Consider the following 22,836-nt stretch of genomic DNA (forward strand, 5'->3'; position numbering starts at 1 on the left):
TTCGGGCCCGGACTGCCGTTAGAGCTAGTGACGATCTCGCAGCGGTGTCCGGCGTTCCTCAGCGCGGAAACGACGACACCCGCGCGGCCGGAGGATGGTGATCAAACGCTCGGCGCGAACCAGCCCTGCTAGCTTCTTCCTCTCGAACAGTAAAAGGCTCGCACACGAGCCAAGGCGCACCGCGCATTCGCGTCTTGGGTCCGAGCGCAATCGGCGTTGATTTCGACTTCGGCTCGGCAGGCCTCGTGCAAGGCCACGCGGAGCGCTTCGATCTGACTGGTCCCCATGCTCCAAGCCGCTTTCTTGCGGTCAATGACGTCCTGGACGAATTGCTGATCAAAGGCGAAGGAGTGTTCAGGGTCGATCAGAGGAACCAGCCGCTCCAGGCGCGCGAGTTCCTGGTTGTATTGCGCTCTGGCCTGCAGCTCTGACTCCGATTCACGCGGCGCCAGCGCCGGTGGGGAAGTGGAAGGCACTGGTGCCTCGGGCGCATTTAGTTTCGCCAGAAGGACTGGATCAGTTATGTACTTGCCAGGGCTCGGCGGTGCAGCGCCGACGCGCGCTCCCGCCACTTGCGACGCCGCAGCGAAAATTCGCGGCGCATCGGGACCGATGGGTAAAACCTCGATAACCGCCCAAGCAACTAGCACCCAAATTAGCCCGCCAACGGCCCATGCGCGCCATGGTGCGGTCACGAAGCGGCGTGGCTTGCAGGTTCCCCTGATATCCGCATTGGCCCGGTGGACCGACGCCGATTCAGCTGCAGTTGTCCCCTCATTTCGATGGCCGGCCTGTTGCGTTCTCCGGGGATCGGGTGCCTTAGGTTGCGCGGGAGGTGGCTTAGGCGCAGGCGCAGGTGGTGGTGGTGGTGGTGGCGGTGTCGGTGGCGGTGGACGCGCTGCTGCTGCAGACGCGGCGCCAGCGGCTTGCCCGTCTCGCCACGCTTCTTGTCGCTCTGTATTCCGAGTCCGGCGCACTACGGCCTCTACCTCGGCATCCAGATCGCGCAGTTCCGAATCGTATTTCGAACGAAGTTCCGGATTCGACAGCACCCTGTACGCCTCGTTGAGCGCCTGCATCTCACGATGGGCACGCTGTGGATCGGCGGTGTTCTTGTCGGGATGGCAATTCTGAGCAAGCGCGCGGTAAGACGCACGAACGACGGCGGCACTTGCGCCGCGCGATACCTGAAGGATGTCGTAGTAGGGTGGGGAGCTGCGAAAACGATTCACCATAAAAGCCAGTCCAGGATGTTGGCTCGCTCCTCTCGACAAGGCGGCAGCGTGGCTGAAGCGGGCTGCATCACCGCGCGGCGCCCGCCGAGCCTCAGTTCAGTCGTCATCGGCCCCGCCTTTCGGATTGCTTCTTGACAGCCTACCGAGGCAGCTTTTGGATCGCAATGGGACGATTGTCATGAGCTCCAGAGCGACTAATGTCCGCCGCTCTGCCACGTCGCCGATCGCTCGCTGACGCGGGAAGGACCTCGCAGTTTTTTCTGGGGTCAATTCCAGCAATGCCTCAGCGCTGCCGACGAGTTGCCTGATGATTTCGTATTCTGTGGAGCGGTGAACATGGGACGTGGCGGGATCAGGTACGGCGCTGGCCGACCCGGCTGGAAGATGAAAGCCGAACAGTGCCTGCGCATAGACGTGCGCGTGTTGCAGCGCGCCGGGCTCCTGGCGCCAGGTGCATTCGGCTCTTCGGGATGGAGCCGCGCTGGCAAAAGCATGGGGATCATCGGCACGCTCGCCGAGCCCGGTGTCCTGTGGCTGCGCTACGCGACCGAGGGCCGGCCAGGCGACCATCGGGTCAAGCTCGAGCGCACCGCATGCACCTACGGAGGATGGCGCCCCTGGTTCGCCTGTCCGAGTTGTGCCCGGCGCGCGGCGGTGCTCTATTTGTGCAGCGGCGCGTTTCGCTGCCGGCTGTGTGCGAGCGTGGCCTATGCGAGCCAATCGGAGGGCGAAATTGGTCGCTCCTGGCGCAAACAGGAGAAGGCCGAAGCGAGATTGCGCAGGAAGGGGATACATCGGGCAACCTTCGATCACCTGGTGTCCACGATCGTGGACTGTGAAGAGCGCCGTGAGCAGGCCGTGTTCGCGTTTCTCGCGCGAATGCGGCCTGACGCGAAGGGGTGACGCTGGCCGAGTCCCCGCCGTCCTTCAAGACGGCATGCGGCCTGTGTAGGCGACACGGCACGTCGGAAGCAAGCACCACGTGTGCTGGACGACGGAGGCAGCGGCGGCTACGGCTTAACGGCAGCACGTGCGTCAAGCACGACCTGAATGCGCTGCACCAACTCCGGTGCCAGCTCTGCTTCGACAATAGTGCCCACCGAAGTGGTGACGGTGCCGCGCATGGTCTTGATCGGGCTTTCTTGTACAAAGTCCGCGATGTAGCCTAGCCATGCGCTGCGAGACAACTCGGTGGCGAAGTTCGCCTTCTGCCCGTGATCCAGTCGCCTGGGCACGTCGTCCAGCATCTGCGAGACGTCCTGCAGCGCAAACCGCCTCGCCTTCCCCCGGCCAATCACCCAGCCCACCGATGAAATGGTCACGGGCCTCTCGGCGACGTTGGTCACGTCAAAGTTGACGAATTCGGTGCGCTGCGTCCCGTCTCCGGGTATGAGCCAGTAGATGCCGACGCGGGTCTTGAGTCGCACACGGCGAGAGTCGAGCGCAAGCCACAGCGAGACGATGACCGCTGCCAGCGTGCCGAGGCCGGCCACCCATGTGCCGACCGCGTTGGCGATCTGAATCCACTGATCCAGGCTGAGGGGAGCCGATGCCGCATTCATGAATTCACCAATGCGGAGTACAGATGCCACCACCAACCCGTGCGCGTCTCGGCTTTCTTGAGGCACTGGAACATTGACAGCGGTTCGGTCGGGTTGAAGGAACACATGCCGATCTGAAGCGCATGCCGCTCATTCTCCACGCGGACCAGAGCGGCCCCCAGCCAGAGGCTGAATGCGAGCAGGATCACAACAAGGGGCATGAGGGTGGTGCACTTCATGGCTCGGCATTCTGCACGGGCCCACGCTGCCCTCCTGCATCGGCCTACGGGCCGCGTCGCCGCCCCGGAGTGGGAGGGGGGCACGAAACTCCTTCTGGCGCTCCTGGCCCGTCACGTGGTCGTTCGGCATCCGCTTGAAGACCACGGGGCCCACGAGCCTCCACCAATGCCGGTCGATGCGATACCGGAGCGCGGTGGTCATGTGCTGACGAAGGACGAGCATGGCGTCGTCGTACCGGGTTGGCCGGCGTGGGTCGGTGCCTGCGATCAGGTGCTCGGCCTTGAGCATGTTGCGGCTGACCTCGCCCCGCCAATCGCCCTTGTCGCGTCGCAACTCCGCCGTGAGGTCCAGGCAATCGTTGAAGCTGGTGGCGTCCAAGTACCAGTCGGAGAGCGCGGCGGTCTGAGTCGTGTCCAGGGTCTCATCAGCCACCAGGGCCGGGAGCGCGGTCGCGAGGCCGTGCAGGGGCACCCGATAGGCTGGAGACTGCACTCGCCCCCTGAGGTAGGTCTGGGCCAGCACGCGGCCGGTGCGTAGGTCGAGGCCTATCACGGCGAAGTACCCACGTCGAACGCGCTTGCGTTCACGCGCGGCCAGCCACTGAGGCGCCTTGATGGCGACATAGAGGGCGACGATGGCGCCGACAGCCTGGACCCAAGCGGCCCACTCGCTGCGAGGCATGCAGGTCAACTCCCAGGACCACTGCCAGAAAAGGCACCACTCGGGCGGGTTCGGGATGGCGGCGATGATGGCGGGATTGTTGGGCAAGGAGACCGGCATCTACTACGCGATCCCGCCGATCACTTGGTCAAGCGCCACCTTGCCCAGGGCCTTCACCGCATCCAGCGACAGCTCCAGCCCCTTGTCCTTGGCCATTGACTTGACCTTGGTCCAGACCGTCTTGGATCGGATGATGTCCAGAAGCTCGTGTCCCTCCCAGGTCAGCTCGGGACATGCAATGCCCGGCCCACCGAGGGAGTCGAAGCGGACGGCCTGGATGAAGCCAGCATCGCGCAGCAGGAGCAGGTGCCGCACCCTCTCGGTCTCATCGGGCGGGGTGTCCTGGCTGTAGGAGTACTGGGCTCCCTGGAATTGCTGCTCACCCAAGCCCTCAATTTCTTCGAGGACGGAGCGGATGGTGTCCCAGTCGCGTTTCATGGGAGGGCATTGTGAGGCCGAAGTCCGGGCGCGCCTACCGGCGACCAGGGCGCGCCCATAGGCTGAGCATGACGACAGGTTGATGGGGCGAAGCCGCCACCTCACCACAGGGCGGCACACGCGCTTCGCCGTAGCACCCATCGAAGCAAGCGGCGATGATGTCGGCTTCGTCAAGAAACCAAGAATTCGAACATGAAGAGCGCCCTGTTTGTGGACTTTGACAACGTCTTTTCGGGTCTGCGCCGGCTTGACCCGGCTCTCGCCGATCGGTTTGCATCACAGCCCCTGACCTGGATTCGATGGTTGACTGAATCGCTGCCAGCGCCGCCCCATGCACCGTCCGGGTCCAACCGACGACTGCTCGTGCGGCGTTGCTATCTCAATCCACAGGTCTACCAGCGTTTCCGTCCCGCATTCAACCGCGCCGGTTTCGAGATCATCGATTGCCCCGCCATGACCAGCGAGGGCAAGACCAGCACCGACATCCACATGGTGTTGGACATCGTCGATCTGCTGCAGCACGACGTCCACTACGACGAGTTCATCGTCTTCTCGGCCGACGCGGATTTCACACCCGTGCTGCGGAAACTCAGACGCTGGGATCGGCGCACGACGGTCCTGGCCATCGGATTCCCCTCGGCCGCCTACCAGGCGTCGGCCGACCTGCTGATCGACCAGGATGAGTTCGTCCGGGCCGGACTTGGCTTTTACGAGACAGAGGCAGAGGAGCCGCCAGCGCCGGTCGCACCCGTGCGGTCGCAGGCAGACATCGCCAGTGGCGTGGCGAGGTTTATCGGCAGGACCGTGAGTGATTCGGCCAGACCGGTGGCACTGGCCTGGCTGGCGAGCAAGGCCCCGGTCGAAGTGCAGGGGCTCGATGCAGCCAACTGGGCTGGCTTCAACAGTTTTCGGGGGCTGCTGAACTCGCTGAAGCTCGAACCGCTCCTGGTGAACTGGGAGCTGGGCCTCGTCGCAGATCCAAAGCGCCACGCGCTGCCGGATCGCTCTGTCGCGTCCATTCAGAAGCCCGCCCAAAGCGCTGAAAGCGCGCTTGATGGGGTGGCGCACCTGGTTCGGGACGAGGTTTTGAAAGCCCGGAAGCCGGTGCCCTGCGGGCGCTTGGCCCAATTGATCACCGACCAGTTCGGCCCTATTGCAGCCGACTGGGGCGGCAAAGGGACGTTCCGCAAATTCATGGAGGCGTTGAACCTCTCGCCGCTGCAGGTGGATTGGTCAGTGGGGAGTGGGCGGGTGATCGATCCTCGTGTTACCGCGCCGACAGCGGCCGAGTCCCGCACTGATGCCACTGAAGATTGGGGGCCTGACAACCACCTGTTGCCGCTCTTGACTCAAGTGCATGTTGCAACAGGCATGCCCCTCCTATCACCGACAGAGTTTCGCTTCCTGCTCGGTTGTCTGGCAGCCGACCTCTCAGAGCATCCGTTCCTGCTGACCGACACGGGCAAGCGGGTTCGGGATCGATGCCGGAATACGGGCCATTCAATCAGCCGCAGCGATGTGAGCTTCGTGCTCAAGGGCATCGTGCTCGGAGGGCACTCATTCGGAAGCAACCCTGTCGCTCAGGACACCATGGGTCAGAAGTTCGTGGACAGCGTCCTGGATCTGTGCCGGCGGGAGCAGTTGCTCCTCGACGACGCGCAGGAAGCCCAGCTGCGCAATTGGGCTCGCAGTCCGCAGGCCGGGTCCCACGTCTAGCAGCTCGGCGGTCCACCTGGCCGAGCGCCGCATGGTCCGTCATCCCGCCCTTCCCCATCCTGTCATTCAGGTTCTGCGCTCTGGGCCCTGATCGACCAATACAGGCCGTCAAGCCTGACAGGGTCCCGGGCTTCGCACTCCCAGATGGTGAAGACAGTCCATCCGAGGCGTTCGAGGAGAGCCGATTTCGCCGCGTCCCTTTCTACATTGCCCCGGAATTTCTTCTCCCAGAAATCGGGATTCGACGCTGGCGTGGTGGCGAGCCTGCACCCGCTGTGGCGGTGCCAGAAACAGCCATGCACGAAGATCACGACGCGATGGCGAGGAAGGACGATATCGGGCTTGCCCGGGAGCCGGCCGTCATGAAGGCGAAACCGGAGACCCGTGCCGTGCAGATACCTCCGAACGGAAAGCTCGGGCGCTGTGTTGGCGGGGCCGATAGCGGCCATCATTCTCGAGCGCGTGGCTCGGTCGACGATGTCAACCATCACTCACCCCGGCCCCGACCTCGACACCATTTCGGTCAATCGCACTCTCACATCTGGTCCTTCGAGACGAACCTGTCTTCCCGTTCGGCCGGAAGATAGGTTCGTATTTCAGGCACGTCAATTGCCCGAACGATCGTGCCGAGCGTGGTCCCGCCGTGACCCGCGAGGCTCAAGCCATACGCTACCGACAGCCGATCAAAATCGTCGGCATGCCACCCTGTGTCGACGAGATCTCGCGGCACGGGCAGGCGCACGATCTCGACGCCGACCCGCCATTCCGGCGTCGTGTTGATGGCCTCCCCGATGCGACCATAGAAGCGCATGCGCGATCCGCCACCGCAGAGTAGCAAGGGGACGCGCTGGAGTTGCGTGCTCGGCAGGCCCTTTCCCACCTTCGCGTCGTTGATGCTCCCGGCGACCTCCGCCCGATAGCGCTTGACGAAGAAGTCTTCGTCGACATCCTGTCCAACGACCTCGAGCTGATAGGCAGGCAGGTACTCTCGCACCGATTCCGGAATGGGGCGCAACCTGTCGGTGGGCATCGAGATTGCGGCAAGATGTGCGCCTGTCGCCTCATCGTTGTCGACATCTGGAAGAAGTGATTGCAGCCAGTCGACACGTGCACGATGCAAGTTCATCGCACCGTTGGGCTCAACCCGGCTCGAGTAGAAGGTCAGCACGCCACCGCCGTCGGCCGATGCACGAACGTGGAACATCGCGGAATCCACGGTGCCTGCGCCCACATCGACCAGCATCATCACCGGCCTGGAGTTCCAGTCCCATCGGGCGGACGACATGAAGCCCTGCAATTGCGCACTTACCTCGGGTACGGCGTCCACGCCCGACCAGTCGAATTCCGCCACTCCGTCCGGCGCGTCCGAGGCTGCCGAGAGCGAGCGGAGGCGGTAGTGGTCGACCTTCTCGAGGGTAATGGTGTCCGCACCAGGATCAGCCGCCAGATTCGCGGCAGCCCAGGCCAGCCGCCGGAACAAGGTCACGGTGTCCTTATCCTGATAGGAGCGCGCCGCCAGACCCAGGTTCAGGCGCCAGTTCAGCGCGTGCCGCCGGTAGATGTCGCCATGCTCCGTGAACAGCCAACTCCGGGCCCGGCGGATGACGAGTGCAAGGAAAGCACAGCAGTCGTTGAATTCCGTCACCGGGCTCTTCGCCCTGCAGGCAAGCAGCCCGAGCTTGAGGTTCGCGACGCGATGCGTGCCCTGCTCCAGCGAATAGGTTTCGCCGGTCCGGAAAACGCGCGTCGGAAGCAGGTAGCCATTGATGCCGGGACGCGCGCCATTCAGGGGGACAGGAAAGACTCCCGTGGCCGCAAACGAATCCCGGATGACTGCCTTGGTTGCGGAAGTGCCGAAATCGAGACCGATGATGAGGTCCGTCTCGTTCTCCGGCTGCATGGTCAACTGTCGTTCCGTTCCACGGTACTCGAATGCGGGCAGAGAACCGCCGTCGGCAGGATCGTCGACGAAGAGCGGATGTGGATGAAAGTCACCCCTACGAAGCAGCCGCGTTCTCGGCCGCGGTGGCTTCGCAGCGACCGCCTGTTCCGGCCGGACCGCCGCTCGCCCTGGCGCTGGCGACGGTTCCGGTTGTCGCGTTTTCGTGGTCAGGCGATTTCGTCCGCCGGGCGATCCGCCGGTGGTCGGCGCGGGGGAGGCCAGACGCACGGGTCCCGTCGCGCGTCGGGGTGGCACTGCCGGCGCCGCCCTCCCCACCGTGTCGGTTTTTTGCGCCAGCCCGCCGGGCAGTCGATCGGCGCCGGTCCTCGGCCCGCTCGAATCGGCCTTGCGGACGCCAAGTCCGAGGGCCTTCAACGCATCCCTCAGCTGCGTTCCCAACCTCTTCATCCTCTTCTCCTTGACTTGTTGACCCGTCCTCAATCGATCAGCACAACGCCCGCACAGACGAGCATCGACTCGTGCCGCACTTCCCTCCGGTTCTGTAGCCTCGCCCGACGCTCGGCTGCCCTTTCGCGGATCTTGGCGAGCCGCCCCTGGTTCGCCTTGATCGTCCGCAACTTTCCCTGCTGCCGCAGACGATCGATCATTTCCTGCAGACGCTGGATCTCGCGTGCCTCCTGCCGGTCGACCTGGTCCAGCTGGAAACTTACCCTGTCCCGGTTCTCCCGCCCTGCGCCGGCCGTGTAGTCCTGGTACCTGCCGTCGAGCGCATCCATGACCGTTTCGAAGCAGTCGCCAATGGTGTCGCCATCCAGCTGTCCGTGTGCTGCCGGCCATGGCAGGCCCTGCATGACGGCCACCGTCACCAGCCGCTCGGCATCGTCGGCGGAGAGACTGCCGGACGCTCCCGGTCTGAAGACCTCGAACGCGAGGCGCTCCGAGTCCTGTTCGCCGCTGATGCTCCATCGAGTGACCGCGAACACATGCACCCCGGCTCCAACCCCGACTCCACGGACTGCATCCCCAGGGAGGCGAACCGCCGACACCACTGCATGTCGATGCCGCTCCTCGGCCTCCAGTCGCCGGCGCACGAACGCGACAAGCGGGTGATACTGGGAGATCGATTCCGCGTCGATCCGGCCCCGCTTTAGGACGTTCTCGAATACACAGGGCTGGCGGCCACTGGCGGCTATCGCGAGCCTGGTCCTGCCCTGCAGGCGCTCCTTCTCCAGAAAGTCGGCAAACGCAGCCCGTGCCGGGGGGCCGAGATCGATCTCCCACAGGGCCGGGTCCCCCTCACCGACACGAACCAGCTGGGCGCCCTGGCAGTACTCGCCGATGAAATCACCGACGTACGACTGCAGGTCTTCCGAGCTCACATACCGATTGAGCTCCCTGGCCGCAGCGATCCGATGCTGGAGGTAGTCACCATGCGCCACCAGGCGTCCCGCCTCCTGCTCCAGGTTCTCCTCGATTCGTGACCGCTGTTCGACCGCCACGCATGTCTGTTCGATGACGCCCGCTTCCTCCTCCTCCGTCAGGTCGTGTTGCAGCAGGTCGAAACTCATCACCCGGATCATCTCGCCCAGGATTCCTTCGAGGCTGCCGAGCGCACGCTCGAAGATCCGGAGGCGCTCGAAAAGGCGGACGTATACGCGGTCATCAAGTGAGCCGCCGAGGAAGAGGTTGAGGATGACGATACGCTCTGCCTTCTGCCCGATGCGGTCGATGCGGCCGATGCGCTGCTCGATCCGCATGGGATTCCATGGCAGGTCGTAGTTCACCAGCAGCGAGGAGAACTGCAGGTCGATGCCCTCACTCGCGACCTCCGATGCGAGCAGCAGGCGCGGTCCGTCAGCGGACCGGAAGCGTGCAAGGGCCGCCGGCTTGTCCATACCGCCCATCAGCACGACCGAGTCAACGCCGATCTCCGCGAATCGTTCGGCAAGGTAGGTCAGCGTGTCACGGAAGTACGCGAACAGCACGACCTTGGCGCCGCTGGTCGTCTTCCAGTACGTGAGCAGCTGGTCGCGCAGTTTTTCGAACTTCGAATCGTGTCGCCGCAAGGCCTCGAAGTTGCCCACGTCTCGCGCGATGCGCGAAAGCTGGGCGATCAGGCTGTCGGCGTTCGGGCGCTTTCGGGCCCTGGCATCGAGGGACGCATCCTCGCCAAAGGCATCCCAAAGGATCTGATCGATCTCGTCGTCCAATTCGCTGCTGCGCCGCGACCATGATCGACACGCCGCTGCCATGGAGCTGCACATCTGCCGCTGAGGAATCGTCAACAGGAAGCCCTCGGCCATGTCGAGATCCCGGCAATACTTTCGCACGGCAGCCGTCACCTGGTCGTAGAAGTCGGCTTCGATCGGTGTCATGTCCACGCGCAGCGCGATAGGCTGACGCACCACACGGCGCTCGTGGACATCGCGCTTGCGAGTCCGGGTGACGACCTTGGTGATGGGGTTGATCCGGTCGATCTGCTCGGCCAGTGCCAAGCGGTGACTCACGGACGAGAGGGTCTCCGCACTGGGAGGCGACGCCAGGAGGAACTGCAGCGCCTCGCTGCGAACGGCCACCGCGGAGCCCCTCACGTCATCGAGAGTCGCCCCGATCGCCTCGACGTCCGGCTTGCCCTGCAGCAGCAGGTCACGCAGCCTGATCAGTGGTGCGTTCTCCTGCAACGCATGATCGAACGACCACTCGTGCGGGAACGAGTCGCTGTCGACCAGGTTCAGCAAGTGGAACAGGTCCGAGTTGCGGAGATGCACCGGAGTCGCGGACAGCAGGACGAGGTTGTTCGTCATGCGCCGCAGAATCTGCCCGAGCCGCGCCGTCTGCGTCTCGGGGTTCCGCATGTAATGCGCCTCGTCGACGATCACCAGGTCGAGCGCGGCATCGTCGCCGGCGCTGTCGTCGGCGATCCGTCGCAGCCGGGCGGCCAGCGACTGTTCCTCGTCATCGTCTTCAGGCAAGTCGGAAAGGCCACGCAGCCCCTGCATGCTGGCAATGATCGCGAAGGAAGCCCGCGAGTTGCCGGCCGCATGCTCGAGGACCTCCACGGCCTCCTGCGCGCCGCATTTGCGCGCGTCCACGCCGAATCGGTCCGCCAGCTCCTGCTTCCACTTGTCCTGCAGCATCGCGGGGCACACGACCAGCAGCCGGCGCGCATCCTCGCGGCTGCGCAGCTCGGTCCAGATCAGCCCGGCCTCGATGGTCTTGCCCAGCCCGACCTCGTCGGCGATCAGGATGCCGCGCGAGGGCGAATCCAGAAACGAGAGCACGGGCTTGAACTGGTAGGCGTAGAAATCGGTATTGGTCGTGTACAGGCTGTAGATCAGGTCGGCGAGCTTCCCGCCGAGCCTTGCGTGCGTAAGCGCCGAGCGCAGGTCCCGCGGCTTGCCGAACCGCAACCTGCGCATGTCGTCGTAGGGGTTCGAACCTTCCTCGGGTACCGGCTCCAAAGCCAGGCCCGGCACGAAATCGGTCCGGTCAGGAAAGATCACCTGCCATCTCGGTGAGATCGGGTTCCCGGTCTTCTCGCCCGAGAGCACACCGGCGCGTACCGGATTCGACTTCAGGCGAACACGCAGACCGGCGTGAAATTCGATCGTCATGGCACCTGCACCGTTGTCATCGGGTCATGATTGCGAACGCGAGCCAGGTCACGTGAGCTCCTCCATTTTGCAAAGGACAGCGGACAGGCCCACCGCCCGGCGGAGGGGTTTGCATTGCGCCACCAGCGCGATCGAGTCAGCCCGGACATGATTCGTCGGCCCTTGTCCTATCGGGCGGCCCCGAGACTGTGCTCGATGGCGGTCACAATCGCTTCGACATGCGCAGCGTCGGCAAAGCCGACCCGCGGCCAGTTGAACTGCGGGTCTGGCCACACGTCGCGGCCCGTCCGAGCCCGGAATTCGGCAACCAGCGCCCGGATCTCCCCCTCTGATATCGAGAGCCGCCTGGCCATGGACACTGGCTCGAACGCCACTTCGGCCTGGTTCCCGGTGGCGAGATCCGCGTGATAGACGGTGAGCTTGCCACGCCGAACGGATTGGAACCGAACCCCTGTGCCGCTGTCGAGCGGACGTCCCGTCCCGAAATGTTCCCCCAGTCTGGCGACGAGCGAATCGAAGATCTGGTTCTGCATGATTTCCTCAAGCTTTCATCTGAACTTCTTGCTGCTGACCTGCTGCCCGAGCCTGCCGGTGAAGACCACGTTCATCACCACGTCCCCCGGTGGTTCCCGGGTCGCCTCCCGCTTGCCCCTTCCGGCTCTCCGTGCCGCACTCGAAATTCGCGGGGCGGGTCGAGGATCGGCCGTTCGAAGGATCGGATCGCTTCCATGGAGCAGGACCGTCAGGCCGCTCGAGTGCTGGACATGTGACCGGGCATTCTCGCGGCGAAGGCCCCGGCCTGTTTCCCGTACGGGGCGCGGGACGCTTCGGGCAGCAGGACATGCAGCAGTCCCCGGGCTCGCGACAGGCCGGCGTAGTGGAGCATCGACCTCTCGGGTTCGCCCATGCCGTCCAGGTCGATAGCCAGCACGACGAGCCGCTCCAGCCCCTTGAAGGCGTGCATGGTGGAGAAGATCATGTCGCCTTCCTTGGCCGTGGCCGCATCCACAAGTGGCACCCTCGCCAAATCGCGGACGTCGGCCACCAGCGAGTTCTCGCGAGTCCGGGTGGAGAGGACGGCGATGTCCTGTGGACGGACATCCTGTTTGAGGAGTCTGGCCACCGTGGCCTCGAGCGAGGTCTTCAGCGCCTTCCGATCGCGGCTGTAGATGTTGTCGCACTCCGGCCCTTCGGGTGCACCTTCGATCGCCAGATCGATGCCGGAAATGATCGATGACTGCACGGCGACCTGGCGGGTGTTGCGGCAGTTCTCGAACAGGTCGTCGAAGGCAGGCTGCGCCTCGGCGAGGCGCCTGTCTACCTGATCCTGCACGTCGACGCCGTAGATGTTCTGGTTGCGATCGAAGAAGATGTGCCAGCGTCCACGATTGATTCCTGCGTCTCCGAGCATCAGGTCGAAGGCGTCGATGTTGTCGGGCGTGAGCAGATCCTGGGCCTCGTCGATCACGAGCACATCCCATGAAGGAAGGCCGCACTCCAGCGCGGCTTCGACGAAGGCGCGCGGGAACACCTCCGCGAACAGTTGCTGCGTGTTCGGTGCGGCCTCGAGCCGATCGAGCATGCCCGCCTTGGCGATGACATCGCGGTATAGCGCGTGCACGTGTCGAACGTCGATGTTCCGTGCAAGCGGATCAGTGGACATCCCGATACGGATGTGCTCGGCGAGGAGCTGGTTGAAGCAGAGGAACAGCACCTTGCATCCTTCGGCGGCAAGCTGCCTCGCCCGCTCGACAGCAATGACTGTCTTGCCCGTGCCGGCCTTGCCCCTCACGATCGTGCGCGGGTTGGCCGACATGCGTCGCGATGCACGAATCTGGTCCCGGGAGAGCTGCACCAGTCTGGACTCGACGCCCGTCAGGTAGCTTCCCAGGCTGAAGGCGGAGTCGACATCGGGTCGAAGGATCTGCCGGGCCCGCTGTATGTCTGCCCGCGTGGGCAGCCTCGGCGTGCGGCCGTGCTTGGCCTGGTATGTGGCCATCCAATGACGGTGGAGCTGCCCGATGTAGTAGCCCAGGTTCCGCCTGAATTCGCGCTTGTCGAGAAGCACCGCGGGCTCGATCTCGGCGCCCGTCGTGGTGAATGTCTCCATGGGCATGACGACGCCGAAGCCGTCCAGCAGGTCCCTGAATCCCGCGTCGGCCTCGACGAGCCTCTTGCGGACCGCGAACATCGTCCCCTTGGCCTGCGTCCAGGGGTCTTCGCGTTTCTCGTACGTCAGGCCGCCAGGCTCGCCGAACACCCATACGCCGTTGCGACAGGCGACCTTTCCGCCCTTCACTTCCAGCGAGAAGAATCCCCTGGTCGAAAGCACGACGATGTCGGCCTCGCCCCAGATCTTTGTCTCGTGCCCGTGCAGACCGAGAGAGTGCATGCAGATCCAGTCGGCATCCAGGTCCCGGCCAAGCTTTTCATAGACGATCCGCTCGCCGTACTTGCAGTCCTTGGGCTGGTCTGGAATCAGTGTCGCCATCGGGTCAGTCCGCCTGGTTTCCGAAATAGCCTTGCCAGTCGCCGAACTCGGACGACTCGGGGGAGCCGACGAGCATCGTGCGATCCAGCTCGCGATTGAACTTCTCGCACGCCGTCTCGGGCACCAAAAGGCAGCAGTGGCACGCGGCGCCGCTAATGCGATCGCCGGACTGGGCGGGGTCAGCCTCTAGGCAGACCGGGTCGCTCCCGCACCAGCGTGCGTTGCGGATGGTCTGGAGCACGATCCGCTCCAGCTGCCCCGGTTCTGCCAGACGGACCAATCCACCGAGACTGCCTTCCGAATCCGGCGACCCCGTGTAGATGAGGACGCCATTCATGGCCGGGCGCAGCTCGTCTGCTTCACCCACATAGAGCCGCTCGCGCAGCGCCGAGGAGGAGTATCCGCAGTCGATCGAGATCGTCCGGATCAGTGCATGAGCGAAGGAGTGGACGAGCAGCAGCCTGGCAGTAATGCGGTAGTCGCGGGGGTGTCCGCGCTCCTGCGCGACGGCAGCGGAACGCCCTTCCAGCACCCGGACGCGCTTGCCAATCGCTGGATTCGCTGCAACCCACGTGTCGATGGCGTCGCTCCTGAACCGGAGAAACAGACCCTCGCCACGGATCTCTGCGGCAGGCAGCCAGTTGCGGGGCGCCTTCGAGAGGGGCGAGACCAGGCCGTCCTGGATGGCCTTCGCGATCCGCTCACCACTGACCGGGTAGGGTTCGATCCGGCTGAACCCTGCGAGTGCTCTCACCTCGCGCAGGCGGGAAACCGCGCCGACGAGGTCGAACCACGGGGCGATCGCCTCGGGAGGCGCCGACACGTCATTGCTGAATTGCGGGACGATGCCTCCGACGACGGGATCGTCACGATCGTTCGACAGGGCCGCGTATTCCTCCGCACGCGACCCGGCATCGGTGAACTCGCCCTGCATCCCCTCGATCTTCTGCTTCTCGCGGTACGCCGCCATGAGCGCGTCCAGCGGAATGCCGTATGCATTTGCAAGGTTCGTCAAGACGGGCTCGACCGCTTCGCCGGGAAGCGCACCAAGTGTCATCCAGTGTCCCTCGATGATCTGGAAGGTGGCCTCGGAGACCGGCGGAATCGAAAGCGCCGATGCGACGACAGGGAAGTGTGCGTTCGAGGCACCGCGCTGGATCACCCGGGGTGGAGCGTCGCAATCCGGCTGCCGGTCGTGAAGCCACGGCCGGACGCCACGGCAGTTCATGCCCTTGAGGCTCTCCGGCCGGAATGCGTCACCCATCGACTCCGAGGAGTTGCAGGTGCGGCAACGCACATAGAGATCGGCAAGAGCAGCCGACTTTCCCCGCGACTTGAGCTCCAGCGCCGGCCGATCGCAAATCCCCTCGCTGCGCCTTCTGTGCGCCCACCATGCCCACGGGAACTCGTCCATATGGCCCTTGCGGCAGGCAAGCACGAAACGGACGGGCGTCGTGGGCACCCCCTTGGAGTGCCCTGCGCATTCGAGCTGGCTGCCGTCAGCGGACAGTTGGAATGGATCGCCTTCCGTGCCGATGCGATGGCACATCGGACACTCATGCCATGTCGGGAAGCGTATGGCGGGTGCGGAATGCGCCGGATCGACGCGCCCCGAGGGCCCGAACTCCTCCATCACGGGTGGCAGCCTGAAGTGGCTCACCCCGAGCTGGACCTGGAGGCGTGCCTCTCCGATGGTGAGGGACGGAAGGCGGGTTGCGCCTTCCCAGTCCTCCAGGCCCATCGGCATGAAGGAACCCTTCTCGAGATCGATGATCGCCCCGATGCCGTAGGTCGCGATCGTCTGGGATCGCCTCACCTTGCCCAGGGGCTGGACCCCCGCGATCGCAGCGGTCGCGCTCTTCGAAGGCGAACCAGTACGGAACGGTTTTCTGGTCGTGGCCACTATGCGCCCCCCGTCTTTCGTGGAATCACCTTGAGGACGAACGCCGTCGACGGCTCGACCTCGCGCATCGTGTTCGGAGTCGGCCACGCGAGACTTCCCCTTGATGCGCCCTCCTCTGCAGAGCACATCAGGTGAGGCGCCGTCCTGCCGAACGGAGCCTTCTTCTCCCAGTAGCGCAGACGGCCGGACGACGATCGGGCGTCCTGGCTGCGGCGCGCCCACTCCTCGAGCACGGCGGCGATCTCGTCCTTCGTATCCGATGCTTCCTTGCTGTCCGACGCGGCAGACACGCGGGCGAGTATCGACGTGACCAGCGCCTTGACCGAAGGACTGGACGGATCGAACTGTGCCGCATCCTCGTCGCCCTCAAGGCCTGGCACCAGATGCCGTACCACCGAGGCAACGACGGCATGAAGCGCCTTGTCTCGCGCGCGCGGTGCCCATGGGGTGACGCTGGTCGCCTCGACATTGCGATAGAGAGCACTGTGATACGTGCGGAAATGCTCGAAGTGGGACAGGTCGCGCGGCCGGCCGAAGTTGTAGAGCGTGACCACGAGACCGGGTATGCCACGGCCCACCCGGCTGCTGGCCTGTATGTACTCCGCGGTCGACTTGGGCTGCCCGTTGACCACCATCAGCCCGAGCCTGGGGACATCCACACCGACCGAGATCATGTTCGATGCCAGCACGGCGTCCTTCGGTGCCGCGTATTCGAATGGGTCGGACCTGAACTGCGCCAGCGTCGTGGACAACGCATGCAGGAGCCCCGGCAACTCGCGTGAGGACTGGCGGCTGCTCAGCTCCTCGGGTTCGAGTTCGAGCTCGCGCCTCGGCGTGCCGAGCCGCCCGGCAAGGAACTGCATCTGCCGCGGAACGTCATCCTGCATCAGGACGTAGGCGCCACCCAGCTCGCGCAGGCTGTTGAAGTAGGCGACGCAGGTCCAGTAGGCATCGATCGAGGCGTCGTCGGCCTTGCCGGTCGCGACCAGCGAGGCCGCAGATTGCAACAGGGCACCGATCACCGCCTGCAGGGCGAACTTCGGACTGCGGCCGGCCGTCGGGATGCCGATGTACAGCCGGTCGGGGCCGTCCGCATCGCGCACCGCGAAGAAGGAGTCGGACGCATCGAAACCCGGCGGCGGAAACTGGAGCACGCTCCGGTCGAAGAGTGCACGCACCTGGGCTGCCGCATACCCGATGGTCGCGGTCGAACCGATCACCTTGGGGCGAACACCGTCTCGGGTGCACAGCAGGTCGACACTCGTCTCATAGAGGCCTGCGATGGAACCCAGCGGCCCCGAGATCAGATGGAGTTCGTCCTGGACGATCAGTGCCGGAGGCAGTCCGCCGTCGAGGCCGAAGATCCGCCGGATATCGGTTCGCTTGGGTATCTGTGCGAACTTGTCGATGGTCCCGATGAGCAACGAAGGCGGGTTCTCATAGATCGTCGCATCGACGGTCAGCACAGGCAAGGGCAGCCCGCCGGTCTCGCAGTCCGCCTGGCTGCAGATGATGTCGATGCGCGGCTGCAAAGGGTCGGCCCGGTAGGCCACGGCCGGTAGCTCAGCCCCGCACACCGGACACCGGAGCAGCTGGCGGGGTGAGGATTTCGGCTTCTGATCGGCGTGTTCCTGATCCAGGGCTTCCCGGGCAACCTCCATGTTGTTGGGCGTCGCGTCGCCGCCAACGTAGAGCCCGAGGGTAATGCGCGCATGTCCAAGACGCCCGTCCGTCTCGCGCATTGCATCGCATGCGGCAATCAGCGACGCCGCACGCTGGAACTGCTGCACGGTCAGGAGTCGCAGGGTGTAGCGCATGAGCACGTCGACGCCACCGACCGCTCTCCGGTGCCCGTTCGTCAGGCGCCTGTGGAAGATCTGGAACGCGGTCAGCGCGAGATATGCCTCCGTCTTGCCACCACCGGTGGGAAACCACAGCAGATCCATGCACTGTCGATCATCCAGCGCGGGATCGGCGAGTCCGGGTATGACCAGCAACATGAACGCCAGCTGGAAGGGTCGCCAGACCAGCGGCCTCGCGCCCTGCCCCTTGGCACGAAAGCGCGACTGGCGGTCCATCGCGGCATTGGCCAGAGCAAAGGCAACCCACGCAGCCTCGTCGTTGCGAAGCGCATCCACACCGGCACGGATCCGACCCAGGGTCGAAGCGCATCGATCGATGTTGGCATCTGCCGCCCGGCGCAGTTCGCCGTGGAACTGGTCCTGCCGTGCCCTGAGCGTCTGCTGGATCCACAGCGCGTAGCACTCTGCGAATGCACCGAGTGATGCGGTGACCGCGTCCCGGGCGGATTCGCGTCCGAGGAATTCGGCCTTCAGCGCGTCAGGGTGGGATCGCCTGAAGGCCGCCAGGAGATCGTGACCATCCGGACTCGTGCCGAAGACACGGGTTTCGGGCAGCCAGGCCGTACGGACTTCCCGAACCACGTCGGCCGGGTCGGACGTCCAGGTCGCGGCGATGCCATGGCCGACAGCGAACTCCCGGACGTCCCGGTACAACAGCGCGTTTGTGAGCGCATCTTCGTCACTGCTCGTGATCGGCGGTGTTTTCCGCGGCTGTATGCCGGGTGCATCGCCCACCACGGCCTCGACGACCAAGCCCGCCTGGAACAGGCACCGGGCGTCCCTGGGCCCGGAGTTGTTCTCGTCGTCCAGTTCCTCGTTGATCAGCGTCACGGTCAGGACGTGCTGGTCGGGACCCGCACGCCGTCGCACGTGCACCGAGAGACGCCGATCGATGACCGCGCGTCCCTGGGCATCGATGAATTCGTGCTTGGGCGGAGGGGGGCCCGACTCCGGCCCCAGCCGCACGGAATACCCCAGCCGCCGTCGAGCCCAGGCCTTGCCGGATTGCGGCGCGCCCTCTTCCGACACTGAAGGTGAGCTGCCTTCCGGCGCATTGGTCGGCCTGCGCCCACCTGTGGGCTCCGGCCCGGCGTCGTCATCCTGCACCCGATCGGATTGCCCGATGTCCACGGGAACGTATCTCGAAGTCTCACCCAGGCTGATGATCACGGTCGCGCCCGTTCCGACCGCGAATGTGATGCCGATGGAGCAGGGACGAATGGCCCGGTAGCCAGGAACTGCTGTCTCCACTCCGGATGTCGGATCACTGCCCGAGTCCAGCCCGGCGTCATCGTCGATGCCGTCGACCGGCGCCCCGCGCGGCCAGAGAATGCCCGTCAGGTAGGTGTCGATCGGTGCAGACTCGATGAGTTCATCGGAACGAAGCGGCCCCATGAGCAAGCCGCTAGCCGCAGCCGCCAAGGCCGCCCTCACCTCGTCCTGCCGTGACGGATCATTTGCCATTGCGTTTCCAGGTCTTGAAGTCGCCAGTTCCGAAGAGCGTGATCCCGAGCCACAGGCGGCTCGATTGCCAGGGTTGGGGAACGGTCGGGGCCACGTCGCCGCGGGCTGCCAGCGAGATGACTTCGCCGATGCGCAGGTTGAATATCTTGTTCGGCAGGGACAGCCCCCGGCCCCACAGGAGATCCAGCAAGTCCGTGGTGACCTGCTGTGACGTGCATGCCAGCCTGAGCCCCTGCCCGTCTCCCTCCTGAAGGCAGATCTCGTATCGGGTATCGCGTGCGCGCGTCTTCTCGTGGGAGGATTCGATGCGCGTGAGGACGACCTTGTGCCCCCGGAGTGCTGCGACCCGTGCGGCAAGCTCGTGCTGCACGGCAGCGACCTGTTCAGCCCCGTCGTGGAAGTTCTGGTCCACAAGGCTGGCAGGATCGATGTCGCCAGGAAGGCCGAACTGCAAGTTGATCAGCTTTCCCCACGAGAGGAAGCGGCTCCTCCCACTTGGAAGGACGCATTCGTACGGAGCCTTGTAGATGCATTCCGAAGGAATCCGGCCGAGCGCCTTCCCTGCTCTCGTGACGGCGACGAACCCGACGTTGGCCACCTCGAGTGGATCCTCGGCGGGTGCCGCATCATCACGAGACCGCGGGTCGAGCAAGGCGACGTTGTCGAATTCCATCCCCTTGGCCTGATGGATGGTCGTGACATGGACCACAGCGCTTTCGGCGAGCTGGTCATCCGGAAAGGAGTCCGGCCAGGCGAGCCGCTCGCGCAGGTCACCAAGATCTATCGACGTGGCCTGTTCCGGCGCGCCGCTGGCCCGTGCGAGCCGCCACCACGCGCTCTCGCGTGGTGGCATGTGGAGAAAGGCGCGACTTGGAGGGTCGAAGCGCTCCTCTGCCCGCTGATAGACCATGTCAAAGGTGGATCGCGAAACGACCTGCGGCTTGAACTGCGAAAGGAGCACGGCGATCCACGCCGGCGCAATGGGTTGCGAACCAGCGACCCGAAGCCGGACTGACACTGCCGGTCCCTCCACGCGGTCGCCCAAGAGCATCTTGGTCACCCGGACCGCTTCCCCGTTGCTCCTCGTGAGAACCGCGACGGTGCCCTCCGGCAATGTCGCCAGCCATTCGGGACCCAGCTTTGCTTCGCGCGGTGACGCCGGCAGTCGCTCGAGAAACCGCTGCATCGCGGCAAGCTTCTTCTCCGCAGTGAGAAGGTCGCTTTGCAGGATCTTCCGCAGGCTGGAGGCCATGCTCGCCAGCTTCTCGGTGGATCGATGATTGCGGGTCAGTTGCGCCTCGCGCAGGCCAGTGCCCATCCGTCTCTTCAGGTCGTCCCAGGGATCGGGTGGCTCTCGCTGCCCCCTCGAGCGAGCCGCCCACCGGTAGATGGATTGAACCGGATCGCCGAGGACCGTGAACCCGACGGACTGCCCGCCCGAATTCAGTCTCGACAGAAGTTCGATCACCATTCCGGCGCGCACGCCGGGCAAGTCCTGGAACTCGTCGACGATGACGTGGCGGATGCCGGCCAGGCGCTCGCTGATTGCAGTGTTCGTGCCATCGGTGAAGGCCGCCGTTGCCGCGACAATGTTCTCGTCGTGCTGACGCGCTAGGAGTTCCGAAACTGCTGCGCCCCCCTGCCTCAGGATGCGAAATGCCCAGGAATCGAATGTCCGTATCGCGAGATGTCGGAGATCCTCGACGACCCCGGCGTCGGCGAGCCGGAGCGCGGCGAGTCGACGGGTCAATGTCGCGACAGCGCTTCGTGAGAAGCTGAGCACCAGAATCTGCGCGGGCTGCAGGCCCTCCCGAATCAGGTGCACAAGGCGCATTGCGGCCACCTGCGTCTTGCCGGTTCCAGGCCCTGCCACCACCAGAAGCCATTCACCGATGGCAGCCTCGATAACCGCCCGCTGTTCGGGAGTGGGCTCGAATTCGCTGTCGGCGACTGACTCGGTGGCGTTGGTCATGCTGCGCTGCTCTCCGCCAGGCTCCTGCGCTGTTCGCGTGATCTTCTCGGTCGCTCGCGGACGAGCCCGTGTACCACCTCCGCAATGCGTCGGGCAAGCAGCGGCGGAACAGCATTTCCTACCTGGACATACTGCTGCGTTCGAGTTCCCTCGAAAAAGTAGTCCTCGGGAAACGTCTGCAGCCTTGCCGCCTCGCGCACCGTGAGGCTCCTGCACTGGGTCGGGTCGTAGTGGATGTAGTAATGACCGTCCTTGGCGATGTGCGACACGATCGTGCTGGATGGGGCTCCGGCGCACTGCACCCGGAAGCGGTCCGGAAACGGCGTGCGGCGCTCAATCAACTCGCGGGCGTTCTCGTGGTCCGGAAGCAAGGCATCAGGGAAGGCATCGAGCTTGGGCGGATAGCCGAATTCCTGTGCGAAAGTCGCCGCGAAGAGGTAGCGCGCGAGGTCGCTTGCCATATGTTGGCGGGCCTCGTGCTGGATGACGCCGCCAAGACCGGGCGCCTCGAGCCAGCGGGCCAGATCCTTTGGCGCACCCGAAAGCGGCGACCGCTTGCCCTTGAACAACGCGCCGGTGTCATCAAGATCTGCGGACACCTGTGCCGCCGCGCTCATGGCTGCGACGACCTGCCTTTCACCATCGACGCCCCACCCGCGCACGGTCGATGACGCCTTCCGGACTGCGGCATGCCAGGCCGCCGCCGAGTCCGTGCCACGTGACAGCTTGCTCCTGATGCGAGGAAGCCCGGCCAGGGTCTGCTTGACCGTGACAGGACGATCGCTCGCGACGAGCAAGTCGGAATGACGGTCGGAGAGGTCGGAACGAACGCCGAGCAGGATCACCCGGTGGCGCGTCTGCGGGATCCCGTATCGCTCCGCTTCGATGATGTAGTCGTCCGGCATCATGTCGGACGCCTCATACGGCTTTACCAGCGACCTGATCTCGTACGAGAGACCCCGGGCCGGCGCCGCCAAGTCCTTGCAGATGCGCGAGAAGATCGGAAGGCCGCCATGATGGGAAGACAGCATTCCCTTGACGTTCTCCATCACGAACACGGGCGGCGCGTGCGCCCTGATGATGCGCAGGTATTCCCGATAGAGAAAGTGCTTCTCGTCAGCCTCGAACGCCACGTCATTCGTGCGCCTGGCCCGTCCGGCAAGCGAGTACGCCTGACAGGGGGGTCCGCCGATCAATACCCAGTTGGTCGCGCCGGCGAGCGCTTTCCGAATCCGGCCATCGACAAGTGCGGCGTCGCACTTGCCCAGTTCCGCGTTCATGATTTCGGTATGGACCTCGGTCAAGGCCTCCTGAACGACGGGCAATGCATCGAACTCGCTTCGGTCAATCTCGCCTCGGAGCATCGCGTAGTACGTGTCCAGCTTGCCCGCACCGGCCAGATGCCGTCGAAGTGCGCGCAGCCGCAAGGTTGCGCATGCGACCGGCTCCTTCTCGACCGAGAGCGCAATCCGGAATGCACGCGCTCCATCTTGATCCGTGAGTGCGGAAAAACCCTCGCCGAGGCCGCCCGGGCCAGCGAAGACATCGATTATCGGGACCGCTGATGCTCCTCCCACTGCGTTGTGTCCTTCTTGTTTCGTTCGGATGCTGGCCATCCGCGCATCGCCGGTCGGCAGATCTGCGGGCCCTGCACCCGGGCTGCGACCCTGCCAGCCCTTTTCGATCTGGCTTTTTACGACTGTATCCAAAATTAACACTGCGCGGCTACTCGCAACG

15 protein-coding genes and 1 pseudogene are annotated in these 22,836 nt (G+C 64.7%); 3 read left to right on the forward strand and 13 right to left on the reverse strand.

Annotation, left to right across the window (positions count from 1 at the left end; translation table 11 throughout):
• Positions 1-194 precede the first annotated feature (194 nt).
• Positions 195-431 carry a hypothetical protein gene (locus tag AC1DMS_RS12205; RefSeq protein WP_478181194.1) on the forward strand — a complete coding sequence of 79 codons (237 nt, stop codon included), beginning with the start codon at positions 195-197 and terminating at the stop codon, positions 429-431.
• Positions 432-1,028: 597 nt separating this feature from the next.
• Here the strand turns inward: AC1DMS_RS12205 and AC1DMS_RS12210 are convergent.
• Positions 1,029-1,235 (reverse strand): annotated as a pseudogene (locus tag AC1DMS_RS12210) (J domain-containing protein); the annotation flags it as partial.
• Positions 1,236-1,619: 384 nt separating this feature from the next.
• Here AC1DMS_RS12210 and AC1DMS_RS12215 point away from each other — a divergent pair.
• A complete protein-coding gene (locus tag AC1DMS_RS12215) occupies positions 1,620-2,138 on the forward strand; it encodes a hypothetical protein (RefSeq protein WP_478181075.1) in 519 nt (172 codons plus the stop codon).
• Positions 2,139-2,245: 107 nt separating this feature from the next.
• Here the strand turns inward: AC1DMS_RS12215 and AC1DMS_RS12220 are convergent, their stop codons facing one another.
• From AC1DMS_RS12220 to AC1DMS_RS12230, 3 genes are all read right to left on the reverse strand, one after another.
• Complete coding sequence (locus tag AC1DMS_RS12220; protein ID WP_478181076.1) at positions 2,246-2,797, reverse strand: hypothetical protein; 552 nt, start codon at positions 2,795-2,797, stop codon at positions 2,246-2,248.
• A 129-nt stretch (positions 2,798-2,926) separates the two neighbouring features.
• Entirely contained in the window at positions 2,927-3,784 is an 858-nt protein-coding gene (locus AC1DMS_RS12225) for a hypothetical protein (RefSeq protein WP_478181077.1), read from the reverse strand.
• Positions 3,785-3,799: 15 nt separating this feature from the next.
• The gene (locus AC1DMS_RS12230; protein ID WP_478181078.1) at positions 3,800-4,174 is read right to left on the reverse strand and encodes a DUF2513 domain-containing protein; all 375 of its coding nucleotides are present in this window, start codon (positions 4,172-4,174) and stop codon (positions 3,800-3,802) included.
• A gap of 192 nt (positions 4,175-4,366) precedes the next feature.
• On the opposite strand from AC1DMS_RS12230, the gene AC1DMS_RS12235 reads away from it, so the two are divergent.
• Entirely contained in the window at positions 4,367-5,890 is a 1,524-nt protein-coding gene (locus AC1DMS_RS12235) for an NYN domain-containing protein (RefSeq protein ID WP_478181079.1), read from the forward strand.
• Positions 5,891-5,952: 62 nt separating this feature from the next.
• On the opposite strand, the gene AC1DMS_RS12240 is transcribed toward AC1DMS_RS12235, so the two are convergent.
• The 9 genes from AC1DMS_RS12240 to AC1DMS_RS12280 all read right to left on the reverse strand — a co-directional run bounded on the left by AC1DMS_RS12240 (position 5,953) and on the right by AC1DMS_RS12280 (position 22,808).
• Entirely contained in the window at positions 5,953-6,378 is a 426-nt protein-coding gene (locus tag AC1DMS_RS12240) for a very short patch repair endonuclease (protein WP_478181080.1), read from the reverse strand.
• A 47-nt stretch (positions 6,379-6,425) separates the two neighbouring features.
• Positions 6,426-7,790 (reverse strand): hypothetical protein, encoded by a 1,365-nt coding sequence (locus AC1DMS_RS12245; RefSeq protein ID WP_478181081.1) that lies wholly within the window; start codon positions 7,788-7,790, stop codon positions 6,426-6,428.
• A gap of 479 nt (positions 7,791-8,269) precedes the next feature.
• A complete protein-coding gene (locus AC1DMS_RS12250) occupies positions 8,270-11,407 on the reverse strand; it encodes an SNF2-related protein (RefSeq protein ID WP_478181082.1) in 3,138 nt (1,045 codons plus the stop codon).
• Between the two features lie 167 nt (positions 11,408-11,574).
• Positions 11,575-11,940, reverse strand: a complete 366-nt coding sequence (locus AC1DMS_RS12255; RefSeq protein ID WP_478181083.1) for a hypothetical protein — start codon at positions 11,938-11,940, stop codon at positions 11,575-11,577.
• Positions 11,941-12,149: 209 nt separating this feature from the next.
• A complete protein-coding gene (locus tag AC1DMS_RS12260; protein ID WP_478181084.1) occupies positions 12,150-13,898 on the reverse strand; it encodes a nuclease-related domain-containing DEAD/DEAH box helicase in 1,749 nt (582 codons plus the stop codon).
• A 4-nt stretch (positions 13,899-13,902) separates the two neighbouring features.
• Positions 13,903-15,801 (reverse strand): DrmB family protein, encoded by a 1,899-nt coding sequence (drmB, locus tag AC1DMS_RS12265; protein ID WP_478181085.1) that lies wholly within the window; start codon positions 15,799-15,801, stop codon positions 13,903-13,905.
• Positions 15,801-19,127 carry a helicase-related protein gene (locus AC1DMS_RS12270; protein ID WP_478181086.1) on the reverse strand — a complete coding sequence of 1,109 codons (3,327 nt, stop codon included), beginning with the start codon at positions 19,125-19,127 and terminating at the stop codon, positions 15,801-15,803. The genes drmB and AC1DMS_RS12270 overlap by 1 nt, the downstream gene beginning before the upstream one ends.
• The gene (locus AC1DMS_RS12275; RefSeq protein ID WP_478181087.1) at positions 19,117-21,099 is read right to left on the reverse strand and encodes a UvrD-helicase domain-containing protein; all 1,983 of its coding nucleotides are present in this window, start codon (positions 21,097-21,099) and stop codon (positions 19,117-19,119) included. The genes AC1DMS_RS12270 and AC1DMS_RS12275 overlap by 11 nt, the downstream gene beginning before the upstream one ends.
• On the reverse strand, positions 21,096-22,808 hold the full coding sequence (locus tag AC1DMS_RS12280; protein WP_478181088.1) for a DNA cytosine methyltransferase: 1,713 nt from the start codon (positions 22,806-22,808) through the stop codon (positions 21,096-21,098). The genes AC1DMS_RS12275 and AC1DMS_RS12280 overlap by 4 nt, the downstream gene beginning before the upstream one ends.
• Positions 22,809-22,836 lie beyond the last annotated feature (28 nt).

The sequence above is a fragment of the Variovorax sp. 05T418 genome, from assembly GCF_056396385.1.

Bases quoted from the DNA above. Each gene is read 5' to 3' on its own strand.
- AC1DMS_RS12235 (WP_478181079.1), top strand. From the start codon at position 4,367: ATGAAGAGCGCCCTGTTTGTGGACTTTGACAACGTCTTTTCGGGTCTG.
- AC1DMS_RS12255 (WP_478181083.1), bottom strand. From the start codon at position 11,940: ATGCAGAACCAGATCTTCGATTCGCTCGTCGCCAGACTGGGGGAACAT.
- AC1DMS_RS12245 (WP_478181081.1), bottom strand. From the start codon at position 7,790: ATGCAGCCGGAGAACGAGACGGACCTCATCATCGGTCTCGATTTCGGC.
- AC1DMS_RS12240 (WP_478181080.1), bottom strand. From the start codon at position 6,378: ATGGTTGACATCGTCGACCGAGCCACGCGCTCGAGAATGATGGCCGCT.
- AC1DMS_RS12220 (WP_478181076.1), bottom strand. From the start codon at position 2,797: ATGAATGCGGCATCGGCTCCCCTCAGCCTGGATCAGTGGATTCAGATC.
- AC1DMS_RS12260 (WP_478181084.1), bottom strand. From the start codon at position 13,898: ATGGCGACACTGATTCCAGACCAGCCCAAGGACTGCAAGTACGGCGAG.
- AC1DMS_RS12270 (WP_478181086.1), bottom strand. From the start codon at position 19,127: ATGGCAAATGATCCGTCACGGCAGGACGAGGTGAGGGCGGCCTTGGCG.
- AC1DMS_RS12215 (WP_478181075.1), top strand. From the start codon at position 1,620: ATGAAAGCCGAACAGTGCCTGCGCATAGACGTGCGCGTGTTGCAGCGC.
- AC1DMS_RS12230 (WP_478181078.1), bottom strand. From the start codon at position 4,174: ATGAAACGCGACTGGGACACCATCCGCTCCGTCCTCGAAGAAATTGAG.
- AC1DMS_RS12250 (WP_478181082.1), bottom strand. From the start codon at position 11,407: ATGACGATCGAATTTCACGCCGGTCTGCGTGTTCGCCTGAAGTCGAAT.
- AC1DMS_RS12275 (WP_478181087.1), bottom strand. From the start codon at position 21,099: ATGACCAACGCCACCGAGTCAGTCGCCGACAGCGAATTCGAGCCCACT.